This window comes from Pontivivens nitratireducens, from assembly GCF_011290545.1.
Lineage (GTDB): Bacteria > Pseudomonadota > Alphaproteobacteria > Rhodobacterales > Rhodobacteraceae > Pontivivens > Pontivivens nitratireducens.
On record NZ_CP049811.1, the window covers coordinates 148,660 to 175,099 of the forward strand.

The following is a 26,440-nucleotide window of genomic DNA, read 5'->3' on the forward strand; positions in this document are numbered from 1 at the left end:
ACATCGACGCTAAGGTTCGCTTTCGCGGCAATCGTGATCGCGACGGGCGCACATGCGCACGCGACTGCGGATTTTCCTGCGCCCGCCTCCTCCGCTATCGGTCCCGCGCCCGCTGTCAGTATGGATATTCCACTGCACGGCCATCTGTCGCGCAACGTATCCCCGGTCGCGGGTCTTCGTGTTGCACAGGCCGGCGAACAGACAAGTGGAGCGGTGGAGACCTCCATGCCGCCCCGGCCCCGACCGAGCGGCATCAACATGTCCGGGCTGGTGGGTGAAAATTCGATCATCGGTGAACCGGTTGCCGTCGATCAGACCGGCACCATCGTTCGCCCGCGCCCCCGCGCGACCGTCGCGACCGACATCACCGACCGCGCCGTCGTCGAACAACTGCCTGACACCGATGCACCGATCGACGTGGTCAGCGAACCGGCCAGCGACATCCTGCGCCCCCGCCCCCGGCCCGAGGGGTTCGGGCGGGAGATCCGCTCTATCGTCACCCAGCAGCAGATCCAGCGCGTGCAGGAGGAGAACGAGAGCACGCCCGCCACCGCGACCGTGCGCAACGCGGCGAGCGATGATGACCGGATTTCGCTGGACCGCATCACCCTGATCGGCGTGTTCGGTACAGAGGAAACGCGCCGCGCCCTCCTGCGGATGCCCAATGGCGATTTCCAGCCCATTGCCCGTGGCACGCTCGTGGATGGCTGGCGTGTCCTGACGATTGATCGCGACACGGTGCGCATTGGTCGAAACTCCGAGGTGCTGATCCTCGAAATGCCTTGATCAACGCCCCTCGCGCCAGCTTTGCCATGCTTCTGGCGTGTCCAGATCGGTGGTCGCGGTCTGAGCGTCCAGCGCGACCTCGACCAGATATTCCTTCGCCTCGCGCAGCAGATCGCGCGCGCCGCGATCGCCCTCCAACCGGGCGAGACTCTCGAAAAAGCGGGCGCCGAACAGGATGGGATGCCCCGGTGTGCCGTCCTCATCGGTCGCGCGCACGATCTCCCGTCCGTCGGCGGGGCTGAACGCCGCGATCAGCCGGTCGATATGAGCGGATGTGATATCGGGCATGTCGGCCAGCATGACGATCACCGCGTCCGCATCGGTCCTGCGTGCGGCGAGCCCGGCACGGATCGACGCGGCCATCCCCTCACCCGGATCGGCGACCTTCACGATCTGCGCGCCCCTGTTCGCGACGCTGGCCTGCCGGGGGGAGGCGGGCGGCAACATGACGTGCACCCGGTCGGCCGAACTGGCCACCGCCTGACCCACGACACGAGACAACAATGCCTCCCCCCCCACCTGTTCCAGCAACTTGTCGCGCCCGCGCATCCGACTGGAGGTTCCGGCGGCGAGGATCAGAACCTCCACCCACGGTTTGCGCGATGATGCTTTGCGATCGCGCGGTTGCGGACGTGTCGGAATCTCCTTGAGCAAGCCGCCGACACCCATCCCCGCGATGTCGCCCCCGGTCACAGGCAGATCGGCGGCGAGACGCTCCAGTATCCAGTCGGCACCGTTCAGCGCCGGCGAACGTGCGCAACCGGGCAGGCCGACGACGCGCCGCGCGCCGATCTGCGCCAGAAACAGCAGATTGCCCGGATCGACCGGCATCCCGAACCGCTCGATCCGGCCCCCTGTGGCGATGACGGCGGCGGGGGCCACATCCGCACGGTCCGACGTGGCCGATCCGCCGAGGATCAGCGCCAGTTCCGTTTCGCTTTGCCCCAGCGCATGTGCCAGCGCCTGAACCTCGTGTGGCAGGTGGTGAACCTCACCCGTTGTCATTCCCAGCCGATCCAGCCGCCGGCGCACTGCGGCCTCGCCCTTGTCCAGCAGCGAAGGTTTCATGCCAGGGGTGGCTGTCAGAAAGAGGTCGATCCGTCGCGCGCGAAACGGATGCAGTGCCAGGGCGGGTTGGCCCAGACAGGCCTCTGCCGCAGCAACGACATCATCCGGCACCGCATAGGGAATGACCTTCACCGTCGCCAGCATGGTGCGTGCCTCGACCCGCGCGTAGTCGGGCAAGGTGGCGAGGGTGATCGCCTCATCCACACCGTTCAGCGCATCGACGACAGCGCGATCCACGCGCAACAGGCCTGCCGTTTCGGCATAGAGATTGACCCGTCCGGTAAAGGGCGACGCCACGCGCATATTCGGCCCCGCCATACGGGCCGCCACATTTTCCGCCGCACGGTCCTCGCCCATATCGGCATCGCCCAGGCGGGCCACCACCACGCGCCCCACGCCAGCCGTTGCCAGGGCCTCGATATCCGAAGGCGACAACCTGCGCCCCTTGCGCAACCGCAGGGTTCCCACGCTGACCGAATGGGCGAGGATCGCGCCTGCTGCCTCTGCGGTTTCCACCTCACCGAATTGCATGGTTCACCTGCCGGGCCGCGTCTCGACCCGGCGCAACCGCTCGGTGATCTGGGCGAGGATGGAAACGGCGATCTCCGCCGGGCTTTTCGCGCCGATATCCGCCCCGACGGGGGCATGGATCCGGGCTATCGCGTCGGGGCTGAACCCCGCCGCCTGAAGGCGGGTCACCCGCTTGGCATGGGTCCGTGTCGATCCCAGACAACCCAGATAGAACACATCCATTCCCAGGGCGGCCACGATAGCGGGGTCGTCCAGCTTGGGGTCGTGGGTCAGGGTCACGATCGCACTGCGGCCGTCCGGCCTTGCCTCTCTCAATGCATCATCCGGCCATTCATGTTTCAACTCGACCGTCGGAAACCGTTCGGTGGAGGCGAATGCCTCACGCGGGTCGATCACGGTAACGGCATAGCCCAGCATCTGCGCCATCTGGCTCAACGGTTGGGCGATGTGAACGGCCCCCACGATAAACAGGCGCAGGGGCGGGTTGTGCACCGCGATGAACCACTCCTCCCCCTCCACCGTGACGATGGCCGAACGGTCGGATGCGATCGCGTCACGGACATGCAGGCCCAGTGGCGTACCGGCAGACCCATCCAGCAAGACCCGCGACCAGTCGTGCAGGCTCGTCACGCAGGTCAGCGCCCGCCCTGACGCGCGCGCCTCAACCAGAACGCTCAACAAGGCCTCATCCAGCCCGTTCTCACCACCGACAGGTTCGACGAGGATGCGGATCGTGCCCCCGCAGGCCAGCCCGACGGCGAACGCGTCGTCATCGCTGACGCCATATGTCAGAACGCGCGGCTGACCGTCCTCCAGCGCGGCGAGCGCTTCCTCCACCACCGCCCCCTCGACGCATCCACCTGAGACGGAGCCCATCATTTGCGCTTCATCCGAAATGACCAGCTGCGAGCCGACGGGGCGCGGCGCCGATCCCCATGTCTGGATCACGGTCGCCAAGGCGATACGCCGCCCCGATTGCACCCAATCGAGCGCGATCCGGGGAATCTCATCCAGATGCTGCGTCATCGCACGGACCTCCATCGTAAACCGACGCAATACTATTGCCTGCCAGATAGATCATTTGAAACTTTCAATATCAATCGTTCGTAGCTTTTACTTAGGGCGCAAACAGCGAGGGACTTCAAAATGAGCCGAATACGAACGCCATCCTCACTAGGGACCGCACTTTTGACGGGGCGGGTCCCGGTTGAGGTCACGCCCGCGAATGCAACGATTGTGCCCGGTTTGGAAACAGCGATATGCCCATTTCCGGCCTTTTAGAGACCGCCGGTCACAGTCATATACGTCATCCCGATATAGTTGATTAAAGGTTCCATTATGTACCGTATTTTGAATACTGCCCTGATCGCAATTACGCTGATCGCCATGCCGATCGCCGCCCAGGCCGAAAACAGCCATCTTGGCGGTTTGACAGGGCTGAGCAGTGAGCAGCTCGCTGATATGACCCTTGAGGAAATCGCGCTGGTCATTCAGTCGCGCGGCGAAAAGTAAGCTCTGCCACGGGATCATCTGTCGGACATCATTCCCATCATCCGACGTTGCATCCCGGCATCCTCGGGCCGGGTCAACGCCTTGGACAGATCCTCCAGTGATGCAATGGAATGTGCGGAACGAAAGCTGTCCACATGTGGCAGCAATGCCCGCACGCCCCGAGCCCTTGGCGCGAAACCATCGAAGCGCAGCAGCGGGTTCAGCCAGATCAGCTTGCGACTGGACAGGCGCAACCTCTCCGCCTCGCGCAGCAGTTGCGCTGGCTCCTCCCTGTCCAGGCCATCGGTGATCAGCAGCACCACCGCCCCCTGCCCCAACACCCGCCGCGACCAGTCGCGGTTGAAGGTATGCAGGGAGGCCCCGATACGTGTGCCGCCCTCCCAATCCCGCGCCTCGGCCGCTGTTGCCGCGAGGGCCGCATCCACATCGCGGTGGCGCAGATGCCGTGTGATATTGGTCAGACGCGTGCCGAAGGTGAAGGCATGGACCTGTGCCCAACCGGCCCCCTTCTGATTGGCCGCGGCATGCAGGAAATGCAGCAACATCCGACTGTAGCCGGACATGGAGCCGGAGATATCGCACAGCGCCACCAGATTGGGCCACCGCTGCCGCCGCTCGCGCATGTGCAGCTTTCGCAGGTCACCGGACCGCATCGCATCACGCATCGTGGCGCGCCAATCCGGCAGATGCCCGCTGACCGCAGGGCGAGTCCTGCGTGAGGCGATGGGCTGTACCGGCAATTCCAGACGCGCGATGGCCCGGCGCGCCTCGGCCAGTTCGGCGGTGGTCATCTGTTCGAAATCCGTGTGGCGCAGCTTCTCATCGGCGGAAAAGGTCAGCGTGGCGTCGATCTCGATCAGCTCGTCGGATTCCTCCTGCTCGACCGGGGGCGGGGGCATGTCGGGCTCGTCCAGCAAGGCTTGCGCCGCCCGCCGTTCTGCCGGCTTCGGATCGGGTGCCTCGTTCACGCCGCGCATCATGGGCATCAACATTTCCATCATCTTTTCGAGGAATTGCGGGTCGCGCCAGTACAGCCGGAACACCTGCCCGAAAACATCGCGCTGCTCCGGCTTGCGCACGAAACAGGCGTGCAGCGTCCAGAAGAAATCCTCGCGGCGTGAAAAGCCTGCGGCCTCCACCGCGCGGATCGCGTCGAGCACTTGCGCAGGCCCGATCGGCAGACCCGCGCGGCGCAGCGCCCGCGCGAAATGCGTCAGGTTCTGGGCCAGCCTGGGGTTTTCCGGCAGGGGCAGGTCAGTGAACTCAACCACGCTTCGGCCTTTCTGATCGTGCAAATATCCCCGCGCAGCGCCGCGCGCTCAAAGCTCGGCCTTCGCGGCATCGAGCAGCCTCTTGGCCTCGGACCCCTGCAATTTCTGAATGTCGTCCTGATATTTCAGGATCGCGCCCAATGTATCCGCGATCACGGCGGGGCTAAGCTCCACCGCGTCGAGCGCGACCAGACATTTCGCCCAGTCGATGGTTTCGGCCACGCCGGGTTTCTTGAACAGATCCTCGCCGCGCAGTTTCTGCACGAAGGCCACCACCTCCCGGCTGAGGGTTTCGGCGGCTTCGGGCGCGCGGGCGGTGACGATCTCCATCTCCCGCTCGAAACTGGGGTAATCGACCCAATGATACAGGCAGCGACGTTTCAGGGCGTCGTGCACCTCACGCGTGCGATTTGAGGTCAGAATCACAATCGGCGGTTCGGGCGCGGTGATGGTGCCAAGTTCGGGAATGGTGACGGCGAAATCGCTCAGCGCCTCCAGCAGGAAGGCTTCGAACGGCTCATCCGTGCGGTCCAGCTCGTCGATCAGCAAGATAGGCGCGCCGCCCTCCTGCGGGCGCATCGCCTCCAGCAAGGGGCGCGAGATCAGATAATCCTCGGAGAACAGCTCACGCGTCAGGGCCGCGCGTTCCGCCCCACCCTGCGCCTCCGCCGTGCGGATCGCGACCATCTGCGCGGCGAAGTTCCACTCATAAACGGCGGAGGACGCATCGAGGCCCTCGTAACATTGCAGGCGGATCAACCGACGGTCGAGCGATGCGGCCAGCGCCTTGGCGATCTCGGTCTTGCCGACACCGGCCTCCCCCTCCAGAAACAGCGGGCGACCCAGTTTGAGCGCGAGAAACACCACCGTGCTCAGATCACGCCCCGCGACATAGCCGACATCCCCCAGCATGGTTTGTGTCGCGTCGATGCTTGCGGGTAATTGCGTCATGGTCGCCTCCTCGTGCCTGAGAGGCAAGGTGCCGCTCCACACGGCGGGGTCAAGATGCGAAAGGTCCTATTGACTCGGGCGTGCCCGCGGGCGGGCATATTCGACGACGTGAAAACCAAGGTCGGCTGTCCGTAGATACACGCCAGATCGGTCAGCGCGCAGCGCATCATCAACCGTTTCAACGATCCTAGCTTGGGCCATGCCGCAGCATCGCAAAAAATAATCACTGGAGATTACCGGGGCGACCGCTTCGCAAGTATCCTCTGCAAGGTCCGGCGGTGCATGTTCAACCGCCGCGCGGTCTCGGAGACATTGCGATCGCACAGTTCATACACGCGCTGGATATGTTCCCAGCGCACCCGGTCCGCGCTCATCGGATTTTCGGGCGGGGCGGGTTTATCCTCGGGCCGGGCAAGCAGGGCAGACACGATATCGTTGGCGTCAGCCGGTTTGGACAGGTAGTCAGTCGCCCCGATCTTGACCGCGGCCACGGCCGTGGCGATCGCGCCATAGCCGGTCAGGACCACGATCCGCGCGTCCGGGCGCGCCTCTCTCAAAGCTTCGACCACCTCCAGACCATTGCCATCGTCCAGCCGTAGGTCGAGCACGGCGTAGGCAGGTGGCGAGGCCTTAACGGCATTCAGTCCGTCGGCAATGCTTCCTGCCTCACGCACGTCGAAACCGCGCTTTTCCATCGCCCGGGACAGCCGCCGCAAGAACGGTTCATCATCGTCGAGCAGCAGCAGGGACGGGTCCGGACCCAAGTCAAGCTCGGCAGTAGCGACAGACATAGTGAAATTCCTTCCGGTTATCTGGCGTATGGTAAGTATACGCACGAACCTGCCAATTGGATCATTCGATCAGAGTTGCGAAGCGAAGCAGGCAACTCTGGACGCCATTTCCTCGGGCGAGGTCGAACTGGGGAAGAAATCCAGAAAGCCCTCCTCCGGCGCCATCAGATAGGTGTAGGAGGAATGGTCCATCAGGTAATCATCGGGATCGTCGCCGACCCGGTTGGAATAGACACGATATGCGGCGATCGCGGCATCTATATCATCGCGCGGCCCGGTCAGGCCCACCATATCGGGATGCATGAAGTCGGTATATTCCGACATCTGCTGTACGGTATCACGTTCTGGATCAACGGTGATGAAGACCGGCTTGACGTCAATCCCCTGCTCCTCCAGCGCATAGACGGCCTCACCGTTGCGAAACAGATCCACCGGGCAGACATCCGGACAGTAGGAATATCCGAAATAAACCAGGCTCAACCGATCAATCACGTCCACGTCGCTGACCCGTTCGCCCGTTTCCGAGATAAGGGAGAACGGTCCGCCGATGGAGCCACCACCACCGGTAACCACACCGGCCCGGCACTGCGCGAAGCGATCCTGCCCCTCACGCGGCCACAGCGCGACAAAGGCCGTTACCCCCAATCCAAGGAATACGACGGCGGCGGCGGCATAGGCGGCAAAGCGGGTCATTTCTGTCTCCATCCGGTTTTGCACGATGTGTAGAGGTCGGGCGCGGCAGATGCCACTCAAGCTTCCATGAGGATCGCACCGGGCCTACGCAGATCGGTCAATGTCTGCGCTCCGAATTGCGCCATCGAATTGCGCAGATCATCGGTCAAGATATGCAGTGCCTGATCGGCGCCAGCCTGCCCGGCCGCCGCGGCACCATACAGGAAAGGCCTTCCTGCAAAGCAAAAATCCGCGCCCAGCGCGATGGCGCGCGCGATGTCGCCGCCATATCTGATGCCGCTGTCAAACAGCACCGGAAGACGCCCGCCCAGCGCCTGCACGACCGGCGGCAGGGCCGTGATCGCCGCCGGAGCCGCGTCAAACTGCCGCCCCCCGTGATTCGACAGCCACACCGCGTCGGCCCCTGCCCTTTCAGCAATCAGGGCGTCCTCGGGGTGGAGCACGCCCTTCACCACCAGCGCGCCCTTCCATTCAGCGCGCAAGGCTTCGAGATAGGCTAGGGACGGGTTGTGCGAAAATTCGTTGACGAAATACTTCCGCACCCCCGCCAGATCTTGCGTTCCGGCATATTTGGCGATGGTCGCCAGCGTCGCATTGCCATGACGCAGCGTCGCGAGGGCCCAGGCCGGTCGCCGCGCCACATGGCTCAGCATCTGACGGCTGACCCCGGCCTGGATCGACAGACCGGCACGGCGCTGACGCTCCCTGCGGCTGGGCCTGGGGATATCGACGGTCAGCACCAGAACCTTCATCCCGCTGTTCCATGCGCGCGACAGCACGTCTCGCATCAGGTCATGTGATCGGGGCGGGTAGAGTTGGAACCACCCCATATCGCCCGCCACAGGCCCGACCTGCTCGGGCGTTTTCGCGGCGACGGTGGACAGGCAATAGGGCACGCCGCCCCGGCGGGCGGTATCGGCCAGCATCAGTTCCGCTCCCGGCCACATCACCCCGGTCATGCCAACCGGCGCCATGCCAATGGGCGCGTCATAGCGTTGGCCGAACAGGGTCGTGCCCAGGTCCGGCTCCTGCTCACCCTTCAGGACTCGAGGCAGCAGCCTGATCCGATCCAACGCGGCCCGGTTTGCCGTCATCGCCGCATCCGCTGTCGTGCCGCTGTCCAGATATTCCCATGCGAAATGGGGTATCCTGCGCTTTGCGGCCGCAGCCAGATCGCTGATTGAGGGAAACTTGTCGTCCAGATTTACCATCCGGGTACAAAGCACCGGAGCCACAAATCCGTCAAGCGCGGCAGGCCCGGAACCACAGGGTCAACTGTAGTCGACCCACCGTCGCGGGCCATGCAATCTATTGCGCCGCCACAGTGAATAACCTGCGAAAAAGGGAGTTAAAAACAAGCTAATCAAGCTGAAGCGCAGCCAGCTACGCCCGGTCAGATACGCTGCATATCCAATGCCCGCGGAAAAGGCGACCCACACGATAGCCAAGGCCCAGAGTAGCATCCCTGTCCATTCCCTTCTCCCCCCTGTAGTGTATCCCACCATGAACAGTATCATATTTCTGAAGCCATGCACGATATTTCGCAGTATTGAAACATTGTTACGAAGTCGGGAGGCTTCCATGTCTGCCCCCCTCCACTTCAAGCCTGACAGCACCTGAAATGGCGCCGACGCCTTTGAATGCCACGCCATTGCAACTGGTTCGAGATGCATTGCTGCCCCGTACCGCCCTGGCATGTCCCATGCCTCGACCCAGCGGAACGATACAGGAACGGCGCTTTAATTTCCGGACCGGGCGCGCTACATTTCGCGCATGAACGATTTCGACGACGACCCATTTGAGAGCTTCGAGCGTGAAAGCCTGTCAGCACGGGCGATGGCCGCACGTCCAGCGCCCTATCTCGACGATCTGAACCCTGCGCAACGCCAGGCGGTGGAGACTCTGGACGGGCCTGTCCTGATGCTGGCCGGTGCCGGCACGGGCAAGACAAAGGCGCTGACCACCCGCATCGCGCATCTGATGAACACCGGACGCGCCCAGCCGAACGAAATTCTCGCCGTGACCTTCACCAACAAGGCTGCGCGAGAGATGAAGACTCGCGTGGGGCGTCATGTCGGCGGCGTGATCGAAGGGATGCCGTGGCTCGGCACCTTCCATTCGCTGTGCAATCGCTTGCTGCGCCGCCATGCCGAACTGGTCGATCTGAAATCGAACTTCACGATTCTGGACATGGATGACCAGTTGCGCCTGCTCAAGCAGATCGTTCGCGCACATAATATTGATGAGAAACGCTGGCCGCCCCGGATGCTGGCCGGCATCATCGACACGTGGAAAAACCGCGGCTGGACGTGGGACAAACTACCGGCCTCGGAACAGGGCGCGTTCAACCATCGCGGGGCGGAGCTTTACGAGGAATATCAAAAGCGCCTCATCACGCTGAACGCCGTCGATTTCGGTGATTTGCTGCTGCATGTCGTGACGATCTTCCAGACATATCCAGACGTGCTGGCGAAGTATCAGCGCTGGTTCAAATACATTCTGGTGGATGAGTATCAGGACACCAACGTCGCGCAGTACCTCTGGCTGCGATTGCTGGCGCAGGGCCACAAGAACATCTGCTGTGTGGGCGATGACGATCAGTCGATCTATGGCTGGCGCGGCGCAGAGGTCGGCAACATCCTGAAATTCGAGAAGGATTTCCCCGGCGCGACCGTGATCCGGCTGGAACAGAATTATCGCTCCACCGAGCATATCCTCGCCGCGGCTTCCGGCGTTATCGCCTCGAATGCAGACCGGTTGGGCAAGACCTTGTGGACCGCCGCCGAGGGCGGTGAGAAGGTCCGCCTGATCGGCCACTGGGACGGGGATGAGGAAGCCCGCTGGATCGGTGAGGAAATCGAGAGCTATCAGCGCGGCACCCGCGGTCTCGACCCGATCGGGCTGAACGGTCAGGCGATTCTGGTGCGGGCCTCGTTCCAGATGCGCGCGTTCGAGGATCGGTTCCTGACGCTCGGCATGCCCTACCGCGTCATCGGCGGGCCGCGTTTCTACGAACGGCTCGAAATCCGCGACGCCATGGCCTATTTCCGTGTCGTGATCTCGGAGGAGGACGATCTGGCCTTCGAGCGGATCATCAACACCCCCAAGCGCGGTCTGGGGGACAAGGCGCTGGCCACCATTAACGGTTTCGCGCGCGACAACGGCGTCTCGATGATGGACGCGGCGCGAACCGTGGTCGCAGACGGCGCGATCAAGGGCAAGGGCGGCAAGAACCTGGGCGAACTGATCCGCAACCTCGATCGCTGGCGCGCGATCATGGCCTGGTCGGACAAGCCCGGTCCACACTCGGATGATGTGATCGACCTGGACGAACCCATCGTGGCCAGACCCACCGGGGTGGAGACGCCGTTGAGCCATATCGAGCTTGCCCAGATGATCCTGGACGAGTCCGGCTACACCGCCCATTGGCAGAACGACAAGACGCCCGAGGCACCGGGCCGTCTCGAAAACCTCAAGGAACTTGTCCGCGCGCTGGAGGAGTTCGAGAATCTGCAAGGGTTCCTCGAACACGTTGCCCTCGTCATGTCCAACGACACGGAGGACGCGGCGGAGAAGGTCACGATCATGACCTTGCACGCGGCCAAGGGTCTGGAATTCCCGGTGATCTTCCTGCCCGGGTGGGAGGACGGCCTGTTCCCCTCGCAACGCTCCATGGACGAAAACGGCCTGAAGGGGTTGGAGGAGGAACGCCGGCTGGCCTATGTCGGGATCACGCGGGCGGAGCGGCATTGCACCATCTCCTTCGTTGCGAACCGCATGACCTATGGACAGTGGAACAGCGCCATGCCCTCACGTTTCATCGACGAATTGCCTGCGGAGCATGTGGACATCCTGACGCCTCCGGGCCTTTACGGTGGCGGTTTTGGCGCGGCGGCGACGGCCAGCCCGCGTGAACAGGCCATGCAAGGCAGCGATCTGATGGACAAGGCGGCGAAGGCCGATGTCTACAGCTCCCCCGGATGGGCACGCATGCAGCGCAACACCAGCCGCCGCGCCGTTCGCGCCCCGGCCGAGGCGCGGAACATGACCATTGATGTCACCGCCACCCCCGCCTTTGAATTGGGTGAGCGTGTGTTCCATCAGAAATTCGGCTACGGCACGGTGGAAACGCTGGAGGGCGACAAACTGACTATTGCGTTCGAGAAGGCCGGTCAGAAGAAAGTCGTGGCGAGCTATTTGACGACAGCGGACGACGTTCCGTTCTAGGCGGCAGATGCTGCCTGTTCGGCCCCCAAAAACAAGAACGGCAGCGGCCAGCGGGGGGAGGACCCGCGTGCACACTGCCGTTCAGGTTAACCTCACGCTGCGCGTACGCGGCGTGGGTTGGCTCCCTCTTTCGAGGGAAAGCAATTAGTTTCCGTAGACGGCCCGATGGGCAGTGGCGTGGATCGACCCGCGCGTCAGGCCCAGATCGGCCAGCTCGCTGCCGCTCAACGCGGACAGTTCGTTTACCGTCTTGCGGTACACACGGTGGGCCACAAACGCCTCACGCTTTTTCGCCGCAAATGCGGTGATGCGCGCCATCAAGGTGTTTTCGGTGTTGAAGTCGGTTGCAGTTACAAATGCCATTTTTTCGGTCCTTCAAGTTTGAGGCCGTCCGTGGCCTCCATGCTGTTGCTGCAGTGCAATATATGGGTCGCAGCTTTCTCCACAATCGTCGTTCTATCCGCATCGCCATGCACAAAATGCATGGCTGTGAATTGGGGAACGGCGTTAATGACCCAGCGTCACCCGCGCATTCCGTAGGTGGAACGCCGCGCCAGATCGCGGATTTCACCCCGCGCGATACCGAGATCTTCGAGCTCATGCTCGTTCCGCAGGCTCAATTGCCGAACAGAATCACGGTATGTCCGCCAACGGGCGAAGTTCTGTGCCTGATCGTGCATCCATGCCGTCAGTCCACGTCCTTGGTTCGTATCGTGTGCTAGCATAGCCATATCAGGTCTCCTTTCTGATGCCGGTCACCTATCACCATTGATCGGCTCCGTTCGTGCTGCACCGCAATAAGTGTGCATGTGCCCGAACAATTCAAAGCGCTTTGACGCCGTGCCGCCTTGCAAGTCTCGCATGGCTCTGACGGCAAAGGGGTATATGTGTGGGGGATGATCCCATCCGCACTGACACACCGCGATTTCCGCATATATGTCATAGGCAATTTCTTCGGCCTGAATGGCGTGTGGATTCAACGCATTACCATCTCATGGCTCGGCTGGTCCCTGACCGACAGCGCCAGTTTCGTCGGTATCCTGGCCTTTCTGATGATGCTGCCGACACTGATCTTCGGCCCGTTTCTGGGTGTGATCGCTGACCGAACCGACGTGCGCCGCGCCGCCATTGGCACCCAGGCCGCGCTGTTCGGCGTAAGCCTCGCATTGATGACCGCCTATTTCACAGACCTGCTCAGCGCGGCCGTTCTGGCCGTCTGCGCCGTATCCATCGGTCTGGTCACGGCCTTGCACCACCCGATCCGCATGGCCATGGCCCCCCGGCTGGTCCCGATTGAGGCGATCGGGGCCGCCGTGCCGATCATCTCGATCAACTTCAACCTCTCACGCTTTCTGGGGCCTTTCATCGCGGGCACCTTGATCGCCACGATGGGCGTCGGATCGGCTCTGATCGTCAACGCCGCCGCATTCGTGCCCTTGCTGTTTGCGCTGAACATTATCCGCCCCCGGCCCAAGTCCGGGTCGCCAACGGACAGGATCGGATTTCTGGAGAGCTTCCGCGACGGCATCGCGCACACCCGGGCCGATCCATTGATCCTGACGGGCATTCTGGTCACCGCGATCACCTCCCTGTCCGCGCGCGGCGTGCAGGAGATTCTGCCGGTGATTGCCGATGGAGCCTTCGCGCGCGGGGCATCGGGCTTAGGGCAATTAACGGCGGCTGCGGGGCTGGGAGCAATGGTATCCTCCATCAGTCTGGCCAGACATCCCATCGCCCCGGCGGACGGGCTGCCGCGTGCGTCCCTGATCGGGGCGGCGGCGTCCCTCGTGCTGGTGATCGCGCTGGCCCATGCGCCGTACTGGTGGCTGGCCCTGCTGTGCACTGCAGGATTGGGCGCGGCGGGAACGCAGGTCGGGGTTGGTATTCAATCCGCGATCCAGATCAGGCTCGACGACGACATGCGCGGCCGGGTGATGAGCCTGTGGACCACAACGGCCATAGGCGCGACCGCTCTGGGTGCGCTGGCACTTGGGGCCGGGGCGGATGCGTTCGGCCTGAAGCCCGCGTTGGTCCTCGCCGCATTGTTGAGTGCGACGGCCCTTGGCGTGGTATTGCTGCGTTACCGCACGGCCTTGCGTGCCAGGGCATCCAGTTTGTCCAGAAACCGCGATCGGTCCGATTTGGAGAACGGCTTGCCCCCGCCCTGACGAAACGGATCCGCGGCCCGCAGATCGGTCATCAGATCGCGCATGGCCAGTTGATGCCCGATGGAGCTTGCGGTGAAGACCTCGCCATCGGGGCGAATCGCAGCAGCCCCCGACTTGATGATCCGGTCGGCTAGGGGGATGTCCGATGTGACGCAGATATCCCCCGGCCCCGTGCGATCCGCGATCCACTGATCGGCAACATCCGGTCCCGCCTCGACCACAACGGTCTGCACGTCCGGGTGCGGATCGGGCCGGATGCCACCATTCGAAACCACGAAAACCCGCAGCTTGTAGCGGTGCGCCACCTTCTTGGCCTCATCCTTGACCGGGCAGGCATCCGCATCGATGTAGAGGGGCATTGGCAAATCCTGCTCAAAACGCGATAACGCATCCGATCTATCCCGAGGGCTTATCGATGACCAGCTTCACCCCACGCGTTTTTTCCGGCATCCAGCCGACCAACCACCTTCAGCTCGGCAACTATCTGGGCGCGGTGAAACGTTTCGTCGCCATGCAGAACGACGGGATGGAGACGATCTATTGCATCGTCGATCAGCATGCGATCACCGCGAGCTTTCAAAACCCTGCCGATCTGCGCCACGCCACGAGGGAGCTTGCCTCCGCCTATCTGGCCTGCGGTCTGGACCCGGCAAAATCCGTCCTGTTCAATCAAAGCCAGGTGCCCGCGCACAGCCAGCTTGCCTGGGTGTTCAACTGCGTCGCGCGCATGGGCTGGATGAACCGGATGACTCAGTTCAAGGACAAGGCCGGTAAGAACGCCGAAAAAGCCTCCCTCGGCCTCTACGCCTATCCCGCCCTGATGGCTGCCGACATCCTGCTCTATCACGCGACGCATGTGCCGGTGGGTGAGGATCAGAAACAGCACGTTGAGCTGACCCGCGACATCGCCGCGAAGTTCAACCACGATTACGGTGTCGACTTCTTCCCCGAGACTCAGCCCATCATCGAGGGGGCGGCCACCCGCGTCATGTCCCTGCGCGACGGCACCAAGAAGATGTCGAAATCCGACCCGTCCGACGCCAGCCGCATCAATCTGACCGACGACGCCGACACGATTGCCAGGAAGATTCGCAAGGCCAAGACCGACCCCGAGCCGCTGCCCGAAACCGTCGAGGGTCTGGCTGATCGCCCCGAGGCCCGCAATCTGGTGAACATCTACGCCGCCTTGGCCGAAATCACCGCGGCAGACGTGATCGCACAGCATGGCGGCTCACAATTCGGCAGCTTCAAGCCGGCGCTCGCTGACCTCGCCGTCGACAAGCTGGCGCCGATCAGCACCGAAATGGCCCGACTGATGGGCGATGTGACCGAAATCGACCGCGTCTTGTCCCAAGGCGCGGAGCGTGCCGCCGCCATGGCCGAGCCGATCATCGCGCAGACCTACGACATCGTGGGCTTCGTCCGCTGAGCGTTTCACTTTCGCAAAATATCCCCGCCGGAGGCGCATCTTACGATATGCGCCTCCACCGATTGTTCAGCCTCAGCCCGCCTTCTCCAACAACAGTGATTTCAGGTCGAAGGCCGCACGCATCAGGTCGCGTGTATAGGCGGTCGCCGGGGTGTCGAATATCTGCGCCGTGGGGCCTTCCTCAACCACCACACCTTCCTTCATCACCATCACATAATCGCTAAGCGCGCGCACCACCGCCAGATCGTGACTGATGAAGATGTAGCTCAACCCGTATTCCAACTGTATCCGCCGCAGCAGTTCGATCACCTGCTTTTGCACGGACCGATCCAGCGCGGATGTCGGCTCGTCCAGCACGATCACATCGGGGCGCAAGATCACCGCGCGGGCGATGGCGATCCGCTGGCGCTGACCGCCTGAAAATTCATGTGGGAAGCGGTTTCGGAACGATTCTTCCAGCCCCACATCCTTCAGCGCCTGCGAGACCTTCGCGTTGCGCTGTTCCCGCGTCAGGTTTGGCTCATGCACGCTCAACCCCTCGGCAACAATCTCTCCCACGGTCATGCGGGGTGAGAGGGAGCCGTAGGGGTCCTGAAACACCATTTGCAGCTCGTCGCGGTACTTGCGCATCCCGGCGCGGTCCAACCCGTCAATGCGGTCGCCCTGATAGACGATCCGCCCCTCGGATGGCAGCAATTGCAGCAGGGCGCGGCCCAGCGTGGACTTGCCGGACCCGGATTCGCCCACCACGCCAATCGTCTGCCCCTTGTGTAGCGCCAGCGAGATACCATCGACGGCTGTCAGGGTCGTATCCTTCGAGAACAGGCCCGCAGGCGTGCCGAAAGTGACGCGGACGTCGTCGCCTTGCAGCAGCACCGGGGCGCCCTCGGCCACCGGCGCCTTGGTTCCGTCCGGCTCCGCCGCCAGCAGCATCCTAGTATAGTCCGTCTGCGGATTGCCGAAGATCGCCTCGGTCGGGCCTTCCTCCTCCAGCAGGCCCTTGCGCATCACGTAGACCCGGTCGGCGAAGGCCTCGACGATGGTCAGATCGTGTGTGATGAACAAGATCGACATGCCCAGTCGCGCCTGCAATTCCGCGAGTAGTTCCAGAATCTCCGCCTGAATGGTCACGTCCAGCGCCGTTGTCGGCTCATCCGCGATCAGCAGGTCGGGGTCGTTGGCCAGAGCCATCGCGATCATCACCCGCTGGCGCTGACCGCCCGACATCTCATGCGGATAGGCGCGCAGCTTCGCCTCGGGGTTGGGGATCTGGACCAGTTTCAGCAGCTCCAGCGCCCGGGCCATCGCGGCCTTCACGCTGAGCCCCCCGTGCACGCGCAACGGTTCGATCAACTGATCACCAATCCGGTACAGCGGATCGAGCGAGGTCATCGGCTCCTGAAAGATCATCGTGATCTTGGCGCCGCGCAGATCGTTGAGCGCGCGCGGCGCCAGCGTCAGCAGGTCGGTCCCGCGATAGCGCACGGCCCCTTCGGCCCGGCCATTGCCTGCCAGCAACCCCATGGCCGCCATCATGATCTGCGACTTGCCCGAACCGGACTCCCCCACCACGGCAACGGTTTCCCCCGGCATGACATGCATGGACACGCCCCGCACCGCGTTCACCGGCCCGTCCGCCGTGTCGAAGGTCACGCGGATGTCATCGATTTCCAAAACAGGTTGGGTCACTTTGCTCTCCATATCACCGATCCTTCGGATCGAGCGCGTCGCGCAGGCCATCGCCCAGGAAATTCAGCGCGAACAACAGGATCGTCAGCGTCAGCGCCGGGAAGATCAGCATGTCGGGCGCGTTCTGCATGTTCTTCGCCCCTTCCGAGATCAGCACCCCCAGCGAGGTCAGCGGCTCCTGCACGCCCAACCCCAGGAAGGACAGGAAGCTTTCCAGCAGGATCACCTTGGGGATCAGCAACGTCATGTAGATGATGACGGTGCCCAGCGTGTTGGGGATGATGTGCCGTTTCAGGATCGCGCCTGATCCGACGCCCAGCGCCTCCGCCGCTTGCACGAATTCCCGACGGCGCAGGGACAGCGTCTGCCCGCGCACGATCCGCGCCATGTCCAGCCATTCGACACAGCCCACCGCGATGAACATCAGCACCACGTTCCGCCCGAAGAACACCACCAGCAGGATCACGAAGAAGATGAAGGGCAGCGAATACAGCACGTCCACCACGCGCATCATCATGTTGTCGGTCCGCCCGCCCAGAAAGCCCGCCGTAGCACCATAGAGCACACCGATCACCAGCGCGACCCCCGCCGCCAGCAGGCCGATCCCCAGTGACACGCGCAGAGAGATCAGGACACGGCTGAACAGATCGCGCCCGTTGGCATCGGTGCCGAACAGGAAATAAAGCCGGTCCACATCCGCCTGCATCTCGATCCGGTTGCCATCGTCGGAAACCTCCACCACGCGGGCGTTGGTGAACAGGTCGGAGCGGTCCAGATAGCGCGTCACACGCTCATCCACCCCGCGCTCGGACGTGCCGATCACGGTCAGGACCTCGCCGTTCATCTCAACCAGTTCCAGATCCAGCCGCGCCCGGCGCAGGGCGCTCTGCGCCTCGGGGATCACGTCATCCGCGCGCGGATAGGCGCTGATCGAGGCGGGAACCTTGACGTAGGCGGGATAAACCTCGGCATAATCATGCGGCGCAATCATCGGGCCGAATATCCCGCACAGCCCCAGAAAGCCCAGCACGAAGATCGACAGCATCGCCGCCACGTTCTTGCGCAGGCGAATCAAGGCTGTCTGCCACAGCGAGCGGCTCTTCACCTCCGGCACCATGCCGGCGGACACTTCCGTCATATCAGTCATAGCGAACCCTCGGGTCGAGTACGGCGTAGAGCAAATCCACGATCAGGTTGAAGATCACGACGAACAGCGCGACCACGATCACCGTGCCCATTACCAGCGTATAATCGCGGTTCAGCGCGCCCTGCACGAAGTAGCGTCCGATGCCCGGAATGCCGAAGATCTGCTCGACAACGATGGACCCCGTCAGCAAGGCCGCCGCTGCCGGTCCCATATAGCTGATGGCGGGTAGGCAAGCGGCGCGCAGCGCGTGCTTGATGACGATCATCCGCGTGGGCAGGCCATAGGCCCGCGCCGTGCGCACATGGTCCGAGCGCAGCGCCTCGATCATCGCGCCACGGATCAGACGCGCCACGACCGCGATCTGCGGCAGGGACAGCGCGATCACCGGCAAGACGTAGCTTTGCCAGCCGTTCAGCCCGCCTGCGGGAAAAATGTCGAAATACAGCGCAAAAACCAGCAGCAATACCGGCGCGACCACGAAATTCGGGATGGTGATGCCGAAGGTCGCCACCGCGATAACCCCGTAATCCACCGCCGAGTTCTGCCGCAGCGCCGCGATGGAGCCGAGCGCGGAGCCGACCAGCATCGCCAGGGCCAGCGCCATGCCCCCCAGCTTGATCGAGACCGGCAATCCGATGGCCAAAATCTGATGTACCTTTAGATCGCGGTACACAAAGCTGGGCCCCATATCGCCTTGCACCAGATTGCCCAGATAGATCACGTATTGCTTCCACAACGGCTCATCCAGACCGAAGGTCGCGTTGAGGTTGGCCATCACCGTCGCCTCCAGCGCGCGCTCCTGATCGAAGGGGCCGCCGGGTGCCAGACGCATCATGAAGAACGCCGCCGTGATGATGAAGAATAGGGTTGGAATGGCGCCCAGTAGACGCCGGATCGCATATGAAAGCATGTCATTACGCCCGATAGGTGATGCGCCGCCCCCGCCATGGGGACGGCGCGGTTGTCACAGCCTTACTCGGCGATGCTCAGGAACCGTGTCGCGTGCACGTTCTGGATGTTGTCTTCCCACCCGTGCAGGTCGTCGGACACCATCGAACGGGACGAGTAATACAGCAGCGCGATCTGCGGTGTATCGGCCAGGAACATGCGCTCGGCCTCCGCCAGAATCTCGGCCCGGGTGTCCAGATCGGTCTCTGCCGCGGCCTTGTCCATCAGGGCGTCGTACTCGGGATTCTGATAGGCCGGGTAGTTGAAGCCGTCATTGTCGGATTCGACCAGGAACAGGAAGTTCTGCGGATCCGAATAATCCCCGATCCAGCCCGCCCGTGCGACGTCGAAATCCTTCTCGTCGCGCAGCATGGCGTAGTGGGCGGAGGCGTCGCGCACGTTATATGCCGTCTCGATCCCCAGAATGGACCACATATCCGCGATGGCGGTGGCGGCGTTGCGGTGATTTTCCGACGTGTTGTAGGAAATTTCGACGGGTAGCGGCGTGTCAGGGCCGTAGCCGGCTTCCTCCATCAGCGCGATCGCCGCATCCTCACGGTCCAGCATGGACATGTCCGCCCAGTCGAAGCGGGGCGAGTCCTCGACATAGTTGCCGATGCCCGGCGGCACGAAGCTTTCGGCCGGAACCATGGTGCCGGTGAAGATTTCTTCGGCCAGGAATTCCCGATCGATGACCATCGACATCGCCTGACGCACGCGCGGGTCGTCGAATGGCTCACGCGTGGTGTTCACGGAATAATAATAGGTGCCCAGATACGGCGCGATGCGCACGTTGTCGCCGTAATCTTCCTTCAGCCGGTTGATGTCCTCCGCCGGCAGGTCGGAGCATGAATGCACCTCGCCCGCCTCCCAACGGCGCACGCAGGTTGCGCGATCCTCGAAGGGCAGGAACTCCACTGTTTCGATGCTGACACTGTCGGCGCTATGGAACTCGGGGTTCTTGTTCAGCACGATCTTGTCGCCGAGCGAGAATTCTTCGAGCGTATAGGCCCCGTTCGAGACGTGGTTCTGCGGCTGCACGAAATCCGCGCCGAATTCCTCAACCGTGCCGGGATGTACAGGCAGGCCGGTCTGGTGGGTCAGCAATTCCAGGAAGAACGGCGTCGGCTGCTCCAGGTTGATCTGAAGCGTATGATCGTCCAGCGCCACGACACCCAGCGTCTCGGGCTCAGCCTCACCCGAGTTGATCGCGAGGGCATTCTTGATCGGATACAGGATGTTGGCGTATTTCGCGCCAGTCTCAGGATTCATGATCCGCTGTAGGGAATACACGAAATCGCCCGCGACGACGGGATCGCCATTCGACCATTTCGCATCGTCGCGCAGGTTGAACGTATAGGACAGACCGTCGAGAGAGACCTCCCAATCCGCCGCCACGCCGGGCACGACATTGGCCGAAGCGTCGTAGACCACCAGACCTTCGAACATGTCACGCAGCAGATTCGCCTCGACCACGGTCGAAGTCTTATGCTGGTCGAGCGTTTCAGGGTCGCCGTCCGAACCGCGAAAATAGGTCTGTGCAATGGCCTGCGATCCGATGGTCAACGCCAGAACGGACGTAAGCACCGCTGTATTCAGGATAGAGCGAGGCATCAGTAATCTCCCTGTGGTTGAATGGTCTGTCTGAAATGCTGACCCAATCACAGGGAGGTTGCAAGATGGCGTCATCACGCGACGTCGAGTCATCCCCGAACGAAAAAGCAGAATTTCACTGCGCTCCGCGTTCGGGAATCGCCCGCATAAATGCCCCGGCGCCCGCGCGGACGCGACGGTGATCGCCTGCTTCAGCCTTGCGGCGCGAGGCACCATTTCAGGACCGCCTTTTGCGCATGGACCCGGTTCTCAGCCTCGTCGAACACAACGGATTGCGGGCCGTCCATCACGGCATCGGTGACTTCCTCACCCCGGTGGGCCGGCAGACAATGCATGAACAGCGCCTGCGGACCGGCCGCGGCCATCAGCCGTTCGTTCACCTGATAGGGCTGCAACAGGTTGTGACGCCGCTCGCGCGCCTCGTCCGCGTCATGCATCGAAACCCATGTGTCCGCGACCACCAGATCGGCCCCGGCCACAGCGCTGGCCGCGTCGCGCTCGATCCGTACATCGACCCCCTTGGATCGGGCGAAGGCGATGGCCTCCTCGTCGGGGTCCAGGGCGTCGGGCCCTGCGAAGGTGAAGTCGAACCCGAACTGGCCCGCGGCATGCAGGAAAGAGGCGCAGACATTGTTGCCATCGCCGGTCCAGACCACACGCTTTCCGCGAATCGGGCCGCGATGCTCCTCGAAGGTCAGAATGTCGGCCATGATCTGGCAGGGATGCGTCCTGTCGGTCAGGCCGTTGATGACGGGCACGCTGGCGGCCTCTGCCATCTCCAGCAAAGTCTGCTCGGCAAAGGTGCGGATCATGATCAGATCGACGTAGCGGCTCAACACCCGCGCGGTGTCCGCGATGCTCTCCCCATGGCCCAGCTGCATTTCGGCACCGCTCAGCACCATGGTCTGCCCGCCCATCTGGCGCACGCCCAGATCGAACGAGGTGCGGGTGCGGGTGGACGGCTTCTCGAAGATCAACGCGACCATACGGTTCTTGAGCGGTTGATCCGCGTCGGGGGCGCCCTTGGGCTGACCGGCGCGCGCGTCCTTCACAGCGCGGGCGTCGTCGATCATGTCGCGCAACGCGTTCGCATCGGTCATGTGCAGATCGAGGAAATGTCTCATGTCGTCGTCCTTCCGGGGGCCTGTCCCCCATGGAATGTCATTACCCGCACCGGGGTTGCCTGCTCGCCCTGCGTGATCGTTTCGCCAGCGAATCCGGCTTTCTCATATGCCGATACCGCCTTCAAGTTGGCGGGATCGGGATCGACCGCGACGCACGGCGCGCCCGCCGCGATCAGCTCCCCGGCCCTGGCCCGCAGATAGCCCGGCGCGTGCCCCTGCCCCAGATAGGCGGGATCGCCCAGAAAGGTGTCCATCGCCCGACTGCCCGCAGGCAGGTGAGCATATTGTGGAATGCCCTCGTGATGCACATTCCGATCCTGAACATAGGCGAAGGGTGCGCTGTCCAGCCAGACCATTCGCATATCGGTCCGGCCCTGATCCAGATCCAGTTTCAGATCGTTGTCGATCAGGGCCAGCTCCCTGTCCGCCGGACCCCACCACCCGCCGATATGCGGGTGGGACAACCATGTGGCGATCAGCGGGAAATCCGCACGTGTCACCGGAACGAACCGATAGTCACGCAGCACGGCCGGAGAGGTCCGTGGCAGCAGCTTCCAACCGGCGCAAGGCTTCGTCCACGTCCTGCGTCGTGACGATCAGAGGTGGCAGAATGCGGATCACGTTGTCACCGCCCGGCACGGTCAGCAGCTTGTGATCGTATCCCGCCGCCACAACTTCGCCATTGGGCACGACGCATTTGACCCCGATCATCAGGCCGGAGCCGCGAACCAGTTCGAACACATCCGGAAAGCGGGCGACCAAGCTGTCCAGCCCCTGACGCAAGTGGCCGGAGACACGGCTGACATGTTCCATGAAGCCGTCCTCGGCCATCACTTCCATCACCGCGCAACCTACCGCACAGGCCAGAGGGTTGCCGCCATAGGTCGTGCCATGGGTGCCAGCGGTCATGCCGATCGCCGCCTCCTCCGTCGCCAGACAAGCGCCCAGCGGGAAGCCACCGCCGATCCCCTTGGCCACGGCCATGATATCGGGCGTCGCACCGGACCATTCGTGGGCGAACAACTTACCGGTCCGACCCATGCCGCACTGAATCTCATCATAGATCAGCAGAATGCCCTGTTCGTCACACAGCTTTCGCAACCCTTGCAGACACTGGTCGGGAACCGGCAGGATGCCGCCCTCGCCCTGTACCGGCTCGATCATGATCGCAGCGGTCCTGTCGTTGATGGCGGCGTGCAACGCATCGTGATCGCCGAACGGCACATGCACGAAACCGGGCAGCAACGGGCCGAAACCCTTGGTCAGCTTCTCCGCCCCCGCGGCCGAAATCATGCCCAGCGTCCGGCCGTGGAACGAGCCGTTGAAGGTGATGATTTCATCACGTCCGGTTTCCTTCGCATGATGGTACTTGCGCGCCATCTTCACTGCGGCCTCCGTCGCCTCGGTGCCCGAATTGGTAAAGAACACGGTGTCCGCGAAGGTCCGCTCCACCAGCATTTCCGCCAGTTTCGTCTGGTTGGGGATTTCATAGAGGTTGGACGTGTGCCACAAACGTCGACCCTGCGTTTCCAATGCCTCGATCAGACGGGGATGCGAATGGCCCAGGGCGGCCACGGCAATGCCGGCCCCCATGTCCAGATAGCGCGTCGCGTCTTCGGTCATCAGCCAGGGGCCTTCGCCTTCCACAAAGGAAAGCGGAGCCCGCGCATAGGTCGGCAATACGGGCGTGATCACATCGTTACTCCTCTAGATCACCGGCTGGAAGGATCGCCGCCCAGGTCCCAGCCAAACCTGTGCGGAAGATGCGGTTATCCGAAGCGTATGCGCCCAAGTCAACGCAAACGCGCGTTTTGAGGCTGTTTGGGGTACAATAAGCCGGATATTCGGAGGAAACCTGCGCCTCCGGCGGGGATATTTAGGGAAAGTGAAAGCGGAACGCGTTTGCTTCAGAGGCCTTCGCCCGAAGTATTTCCCCGTGCCAGCGCGATGATCCGGTGCGCGTCCTCAGCGGACCAGGCGCGGCTTTCCCCTGCCATTACCACACGGGTGTACAGGTCGCGCCATGCATCCTCGCGCATCAGTTCGGCAAAGCGGCTGTGGCGCCACGCGACGCCAGCGTCGTGCAGGCGGGCGATCTGTGCATCCGTCATCAGGTCTGCGCACTCCACCTGCAATGAAGTGTCCGTGACCTGATTGAAGTTCCGCTCCACCCAGTATCCGGCATCGACGGGGGAGCCTTCGCGATTGGCGCGCCCCCGCGCGGACTTGACCACGAAACTCTCCGCATCGCCAAGGGCGTAGTGGTTGAGTTGTACCAGATCGTAGGATGGCGCCAGATAGTTGGTGAACACCCCCCGCTGCGCAAACCGTTCGGGCAGGCGCGTGCCGTTGCTGTCCACCCAGACCGGCGTTCCTACCGGGTCCAGCGGGCGGTGCACACCGGGGCGGGCATGACTGCCCCGCCGCCATAGGGTCTTGATCATCGCGCAGCGCCACGGCCAGTTCAATGGGTCCGGCGCACAGCGGGTGAAGCGCTGCGTGACGGGCGCATCCTCATACCGGGTCAAGCCGGACGAGCCGAACATCCGCCATGTCAGCGCGATGCAATCGGCCTGCGGCACCTGCGCCACCAGATCGGGCAACCCACCTGCACGCACGTTGATGAACTCATCTACGTCCAGGCAAATCACCCAGTCCGCGACGCGCATCAAGGGATGCTCCGCCGCCTCACGCAGGGCGCGCCATTGCGGCCCCCGCTGGCCTGAGCGGCCGCGCATGTGCGTCAGCAGGCCCATCGCCTCGAACCGGTCCAGCATCGCATCCGTGCCGTCCGTGCAGTCGTTCGAGAAGGCCAGCACATCCGTCACGCCGATCTTGCGGTGATGCGCCAGCCACTCGGTCAGCACCGCGGCCTCGTCCTTGACGCAGAGGATCGCCAGAACCCTCACCGTCGCACGACCTTGCGCAGGCCTGCCAATGTCACGGCCTTGGTTACAAGCGCGAGTGCGCCATAGGTCACGGCGCCCATCACCACCAGCGCGAACAGCGCGGGATAGCGCCAGCCGGGCAAGTCGATCACTTCACCGAAGAACCGCACCAGCAGCGCCAACAGCAGCCCCATCAGCGCCGCCGACAGCAGAATGCGCGGCGCGGCATGCACCAGCCTCGGGTCCATCTTCGCCGCGTCACCGAACCGGCGCGAGGCGCGCCACAGCAGCGCGAAGTTCACCCAGGCCGCCAGGGTCGTCCCCCATGCCGCCGCCAGAAAGCCCAGCCACGGCGCGGCCCCGACAGCCACCACCACGTTCACCACCATCGAGATCGCGGCGAACCGGAACGGCGTCTTGGTATCCTCCCGAGCGAAGAAAACCGGAGAGATCACCTTGATCAGCACGAAGGCCGGCAAGCCCCACCCATAGGCCGCAACCGCCTGCGCCGTCAGCGCGGCATCGCGAAACTCGAACGCGCCACGCTGGAACAGCACCGCAACCAGCGGCAGAGGCACCATTATCAAGGCCACCGCCGCAGGCACCGCCAAGGCCAGCGAAAACTCCGCCGCGCGGTTCACCGCATCGCGCCCGCCCGCCGCATCGCCCGCGCCCAAACGGCGCGACAGATCGGGCAGCAGCACCACGCCGATGGCAATTCCCACCACGCCCAATGGCAGTTGGTACAATCGGTCAGCGTAGTTCAGATAGGCCACCGCCCCGTCGAAGAAGCTGGCCACTTGCCGCCCGACCAGCAGGTTGATCTGCATGACGCCCCCGGCCATCGCGGCGGGAAAGGCGATAATTGCCAGCCGCTTCAGTTCCGGCGTTAGACGCGGGCGGTGCGGCACGATGCGGAACCCGGCACGGGACGCCGCGATCCAGACCAGCACCAGCTGCGCCACGCCTGCCAGCGGCACGCCCCAGGCCAGCGCCATGCCGATATCCGCACCCAATGCGGCACCCGTCAGCATGGCAATCACCAATATGATGTTGAGCACCACCGGCGCCGCTGCCGCCGCCGTGAACCGGCCCAGCGCGTTCAACACTCCCGACAGCAGCGCCGCGAGAGAGATGAACAGGATGTAAGGGAACGTGATCCGCCCCATCTGCACCGCCATGTCGAACCGGGCATCGTCAGCGAAGCCCGACGCCATCAACAGAACCAGCCCTGGCATCGCCAGCTGCGCGATCAGGGTAAAGACGATCAGAATGCCCCCCAATCCCGCGAACGCATCGCGGGCGAAAGTCAGCGGGTCGCGGTCCTTCTCCAGCTTCTTGGAAAACATCGGCACGAAGGCCGTGTTGAACGCCCCCTCGGCAAAAAAGCGGCGGAACATGTTGGGCAGAGCGAAGGCAACCAGAAACGCCTCCGCCACCGGACCGGCACCAAGAAAAGCCGCGATCAGGATATCACGCCCGAAGCCGAACACCCGGCTGGCCAGTGTCCATCCCCCGACGGTCAGGAATGCGGACAGAAGTCGGATCGGTTTCATGGGGGCTCTCCGCGACGTGCCCCCCACCGATACAGATGTTTCCCGGC

The 26,440-nt window shown here is 63.2% G+C and carries 24 protein-coding genes; 5 read left to right on the forward strand and 19 right to left on the reverse strand.

Annotation, left to right across the window (positions count from 1 at the left end):
- Window positions 1-120: 120 nt before the first annotated feature.
- The gene (locus G8E03_RS00750) at window positions 121-786 is read left to right on the forward strand and encodes a hypothetical protein (RefSeq protein WP_205793168.1); all 666 of its coding nucleotides are present in this window, start codon (window positions 121-123) and stop codon (window positions 784-786) included.
- Here the strand turns inward: G8E03_RS00750 and G8E03_RS17635 are convergent, their stop codons facing one another.
- Both G8E03_RS17635 and G8E03_RS00760 read right to left on the reverse strand, forming a co-directional pair.
- Window positions 787-2,385 (reverse strand): NTP transferase domain-containing protein, encoded by a 1,599-nt coding sequence (locus tag G8E03_RS17635; RefSeq protein WP_166187511.1) that lies wholly within the window; start codon window positions 2,383-2,385, stop codon window positions 787-789. It lies immediately after the preceding gene.
- 3 nt (window positions 2,386-2,388) lie between these two features.
- Window positions 2,389-3,411 carry an XdhC family protein gene (locus G8E03_RS00760; RefSeq protein ID WP_166187513.1) on the reverse strand — a complete coding sequence of 341 codons (1,023 nt, stop codon included), beginning with the start codon at window positions 3,409-3,411 and terminating at the stop codon, window positions 2,389-2,391.
- Between the two features lie 312 nt (window positions 3,412-3,723).
- Here G8E03_RS00760 and G8E03_RS00765 point away from each other — a divergent pair, with 312 nt between their 5' ends.
- Window positions 3,724-3,897, forward strand: a complete 174-nt coding sequence (locus tag G8E03_RS00765) for a hypothetical protein (protein ID WP_166187515.1) — start codon at window positions 3,724-3,726, stop codon at window positions 3,895-3,897.
- Between the two features lie 14 nt (window positions 3,898-3,911).
- Here G8E03_RS00765 and G8E03_RS00770 read toward each other — a convergent pair whose 3' ends face one another.
- From G8E03_RS00770 to G8E03_RS00790, 5 genes are all read right to left on the reverse strand, one after another.
- Window positions 3,912-5,168, reverse strand: coding sequence for a vWA domain-containing protein (locus tag G8E03_RS00770; protein WP_166187517.1), 1,257 nt, complete (start codon window positions 5,166-5,168; stop codon window positions 3,912-3,914).
- A 48-nt stretch (window positions 5,169-5,216) separates the two neighbouring features.
- Entirely contained in the window at window positions 5,217-6,119 is a 903-nt protein-coding gene (locus G8E03_RS00775) for an AAA family ATPase (protein WP_166187520.1), read from the reverse strand.
- 233 nt (window positions 6,120-6,352) lie between these two features.
- Window positions 6,353-6,910 carry an ActR/PrrA/RegA family redox response regulator transcription factor gene (locus G8E03_RS00780; RefSeq protein WP_166187522.1) on the reverse strand — a complete coding sequence of 186 codons (558 nt, stop codon included), beginning with the start codon at window positions 6,908-6,910 and terminating at the stop codon, window positions 6,353-6,355.
- 69 nt (window positions 6,911-6,979) lie between these two features.
- On the reverse strand, window positions 6,980-7,603 hold the full coding sequence (locus G8E03_RS00785; RefSeq protein WP_166187525.1) for an SCO family protein: 624 nt from the start codon (window positions 7,601-7,603) through the stop codon (window positions 6,980-6,982).
- Window positions 7,604-7,659: 56 nt separating this feature from the next.
- Window positions 7,660-8,814, reverse strand: coding sequence for an alpha-hydroxy acid oxidase (locus G8E03_RS00790; protein ID WP_166187527.1), 1,155 nt, complete (start codon window positions 8,812-8,814; stop codon window positions 7,660-7,662).
- Window positions 8,815-9,376: 562 nt separating this feature from the next.
- Between G8E03_RS00790 and G8E03_RS00795 the strand changes: the two genes are divergently transcribed.
- Window positions 9,377-11,830 carry an ATP-dependent helicase gene (locus G8E03_RS00795; protein WP_166187530.1) on the forward strand — a complete coding sequence of 818 codons (2,454 nt, stop codon included), beginning with the start codon at window positions 9,377-9,379 and terminating at the stop codon, window positions 11,828-11,830.
- Between the two features lie 144 nt (window positions 11,831-11,974).
- On the opposite strand, the gene G8E03_RS00800 is transcribed toward G8E03_RS00795, so the two are convergent.
- Together G8E03_RS00800 and G8E03_RS00805 are read right to left on the reverse strand one after the other, a co-directional pair.
- Window positions 11,975-12,193, reverse strand: coding sequence for a DUF1127 domain-containing protein (locus G8E03_RS00800; RefSeq protein WP_240910379.1), 219 nt, complete (start codon window positions 12,191-12,193; stop codon window positions 11,975-11,977).
- Window positions 12,194-12,351: 158 nt separating this feature from the next.
- Complete coding sequence (locus tag G8E03_RS00805; protein WP_221892663.1) at window positions 12,352-12,561, reverse strand: DUF1127 domain-containing protein; 210 nt, start codon at window positions 12,559-12,561, stop codon at window positions 12,352-12,354.
- 165 nt (window positions 12,562-12,726) lie between these two features.
- Here G8E03_RS00805 and G8E03_RS00810 point away from each other — a divergent pair, with 165 nt between their 5' ends.
- Complete coding sequence (locus tag G8E03_RS00810; RefSeq protein WP_166187532.1) at window positions 12,727-13,998, forward strand: MFS transporter; 1,272 nt, start codon at window positions 12,727-12,729, stop codon at window positions 13,996-13,998.
- Here G8E03_RS00810 and G8E03_RS00815 read toward each other — a convergent pair.
- Window positions 13,911-14,357 carry a YaiI/YqxD family protein gene (locus G8E03_RS00815; protein WP_166187534.1) on the reverse strand — a complete coding sequence of 149 codons (447 nt, stop codon included), beginning with the start codon at window positions 14,355-14,357 and terminating at the stop codon, window positions 13,911-13,913. The two genes, G8E03_RS00810 and G8E03_RS00815, sit on opposite strands and share 88 nt — an antisense overlap.
- Before the next feature lie 56 nt (window positions 14,358-14,413).
- On the opposite strand from G8E03_RS00815, the gene trpS reads away from it, so the two are divergent.
- Window positions 14,414-15,427: a tryptophan--tRNA ligase gene (gene trpS / locus G8E03_RS00820; RefSeq protein ID WP_166187537.1), complete on the forward strand. Its 1,014-nt coding sequence runs from the start codon at window positions 14,414-14,416 to the stop codon at window positions 15,425-15,427.
- 72 nt (window positions 15,428-15,499) lie between these two features.
- Here the strand turns inward: trpS and G8E03_RS00825 are convergent, their stop codons facing one another.
- The 9 genes from G8E03_RS00825 to murJ all read right to left on the reverse strand — a co-directional run bounded on the left by G8E03_RS00825 (window position 15,500) and on the right by murJ (window position 26,393).
- On the reverse strand, window positions 15,500-17,116 hold the full coding sequence (locus G8E03_RS00825; protein WP_240910380.1) for an ABC transporter ATP-binding protein: 1,617 nt from the start codon (window positions 17,114-17,116) through the stop codon (window positions 15,500-15,502).
- A 13-nt stretch (window positions 17,117-17,129) separates the two neighbouring features.
- Window positions 17,130-18,263, reverse strand: coding sequence for an ABC transporter permease (locus G8E03_RS00830; RefSeq protein WP_166187541.1), 1,134 nt, complete (start codon window positions 18,261-18,263; stop codon window positions 17,130-17,132).
- Window positions 18,256-19,173 (reverse strand): oligopeptide ABC transporter permease OppB, encoded by a 918-nt coding sequence (gene oppB / locus G8E03_RS00835; protein ID WP_166187543.1) that lies wholly within the window; start codon window positions 19,171-19,173, stop codon window positions 18,256-18,258. Before oppB ends, G8E03_RS00830 begins: the two co-directional genes overlap by 8 nt.
- A gap of 62 nt (window positions 19,174-19,235) precedes the next feature.
- Window positions 19,236-20,825 (reverse strand): peptide ABC transporter substrate-binding protein, encoded by a 1,590-nt coding sequence (locus tag G8E03_RS00840; protein WP_166187545.1) that lies wholly within the window; start codon window positions 20,823-20,825, stop codon window positions 19,236-19,238.
- 191 nt (window positions 20,826-21,016) lie between these two features.
- Window positions 21,017-21,949: an ornithine carbamoyltransferase gene (argF, locus tag G8E03_RS00845; RefSeq protein ID WP_166187547.1), complete on the reverse strand. Its 933-nt coding sequence runs from the start codon at window positions 21,947-21,949 to the stop codon at window positions 21,017-21,019.
- On the reverse strand, window positions 21,946-22,476 hold the full coding sequence (locus G8E03_RS00850; protein ID WP_166187549.1) for a GNAT family N-acetyltransferase: 531 nt from the start codon (window positions 22,474-22,476) through the stop codon (window positions 21,946-21,948). Before G8E03_RS00850 ends, argF begins: the two co-directional genes overlap by 4 nt.
- Window positions 22,466-23,644 (reverse strand): aspartate aminotransferase family protein, encoded by a 1,179-nt coding sequence (locus tag G8E03_RS00855; RefSeq protein WP_166187551.1) that lies wholly within the window; start codon window positions 23,642-23,644, stop codon window positions 22,466-22,468. The genes G8E03_RS00850 and G8E03_RS00855 overlap by 11 nt, the downstream gene beginning before the upstream one ends.
- Window positions 23,645-23,856: 212 nt before the next feature.
- A complete protein-coding gene (locus tag G8E03_RS00860; protein WP_166187554.1) occupies window positions 23,857-24,858 on the reverse strand; it encodes a glycosyltransferase family 2 protein in 1,002 nt (333 codons plus the stop codon).
- A complete protein-coding gene (gene murJ, locus G8E03_RS00865; protein WP_166187557.1) occupies window positions 24,855-26,393 on the reverse strand; it encodes a murein biosynthesis integral membrane protein MurJ in 1,539 nt (512 codons plus the stop codon). The genes G8E03_RS00860 and murJ overlap by 4 nt, the downstream gene beginning before the upstream one ends.
- Window positions 26,394-26,440 lie beyond the last annotated feature (47 nt).

Coding starts and splice junctions, on each gene's coding strand:
- G8E03_RS00750 (WP_205793168.1), top strand. CDS start 121: ATGGATATTCCACTGCACGGCCATCTGTCGCGCAACGTATCCCCGGTC.
- G8E03_RS17635 (WP_166187511.1), bottom strand. CDS start 2,385: ATGCAATTCGGTGAGGTGGAAACCGCAGAGGCAGCAGGCGCGATCCTC.
- G8E03_RS00760 (WP_166187513.1), bottom strand. CDS start 3,411: ATGACGCAGCATCTGGATGAGATTCCCCGGATCGCGCTCGATTGGGTG.
- G8E03_RS00765 (WP_166187515.1), top strand. CDS start 3,724: ATGTACCGTATTTTGAATACTGCCCTGATCGCAATTACGCTGATCGCC.
- G8E03_RS00775 (WP_166187520.1), bottom strand. CDS start 6,119: ATGACGCAATTACCCGCAAGCATCGACGCGACACAAACCATGCTGGGG.
- G8E03_RS00780 (WP_166187522.1), bottom strand. CDS start 6,910: ATGTCTGTCGCTACTGCCGAGCTTGACTTGGGTCCGGACCCGTCCCTG.
- G8E03_RS00785 (WP_166187525.1), bottom strand. CDS start 7,603: ATGACCCGCTTTGCCGCCTATGCCGCCGCCGCCGTCGTATTCCTTGGA.
- G8E03_RS00790 (WP_166187527.1), bottom strand. CDS start 8,814: ATGGTAAATCTGGACGACAAGTTTCCCTCAATCAGCGATCTGGCTGCG.
- G8E03_RS00795 (WP_166187530.1), top strand. CDS start 9,377: ATGAACGATTTCGACGACGACCCATTTGAGAGCTTCGAGCGTGAAAGC.
- G8E03_RS00800 (WP_240910379.1), bottom strand. CDS start 12,193: ATGGCATTTGTAACTGCAACCGACTTCAACACCGAAAACACCTTGATG.
- G8E03_RS00805 (WP_221892663.1), bottom strand. CDS start 12,561: ATGGCTATGCTAGCACACGATACGAACCAAGGACGTGGACTGACGGCA.
- G8E03_RS00810 (WP_166187532.1), top strand. CDS start 12,727: ATGATCCCATCCGCACTGACACACCGCGATTTCCGCATATATGTCATA.
- G8E03_RS00815 (WP_166187534.1), bottom strand. CDS start 14,357: ATGCCCCTCTACATCGATGCGGATGCCTGCCCGGTCAAGGATGAGGCC.
- trpS (WP_166187537.1), top strand. CDS start 14,414: ATGACCAGCTTCACCCCACGCGTTTTTTCCGGCATCCAGCCGACCAAC.
- G8E03_RS00830 (WP_166187541.1), bottom strand. CDS start 18,263: ATGACTGATATGACGGAAGTGTCCGCCGGCATGGTGCCGGAGGTGAAG.
- oppB (WP_166187543.1), bottom strand. CDS start 19,173: ATGCTTTCATATGCGATCCGGCGTCTACTGGGCGCCATTCCAACCCTA.
- G8E03_RS00840 (WP_166187545.1), bottom strand. CDS start 20,825: ATGCCTCGCTCTATCCTGAATACAGCGGTGCTTACGTCCGTTCTGGCG.
- argF (WP_166187547.1), bottom strand. CDS start 21,949: ATGAGACATTTCCTCGATCTGCACATGACCGATGCGAACGCGTTGCGC.
- murJ (WP_166187557.1), bottom strand. CDS start 26,393: ATGAAACCGATCCGACTTCTGTCCGCATTCCTGACCGTCGGGGGATGG.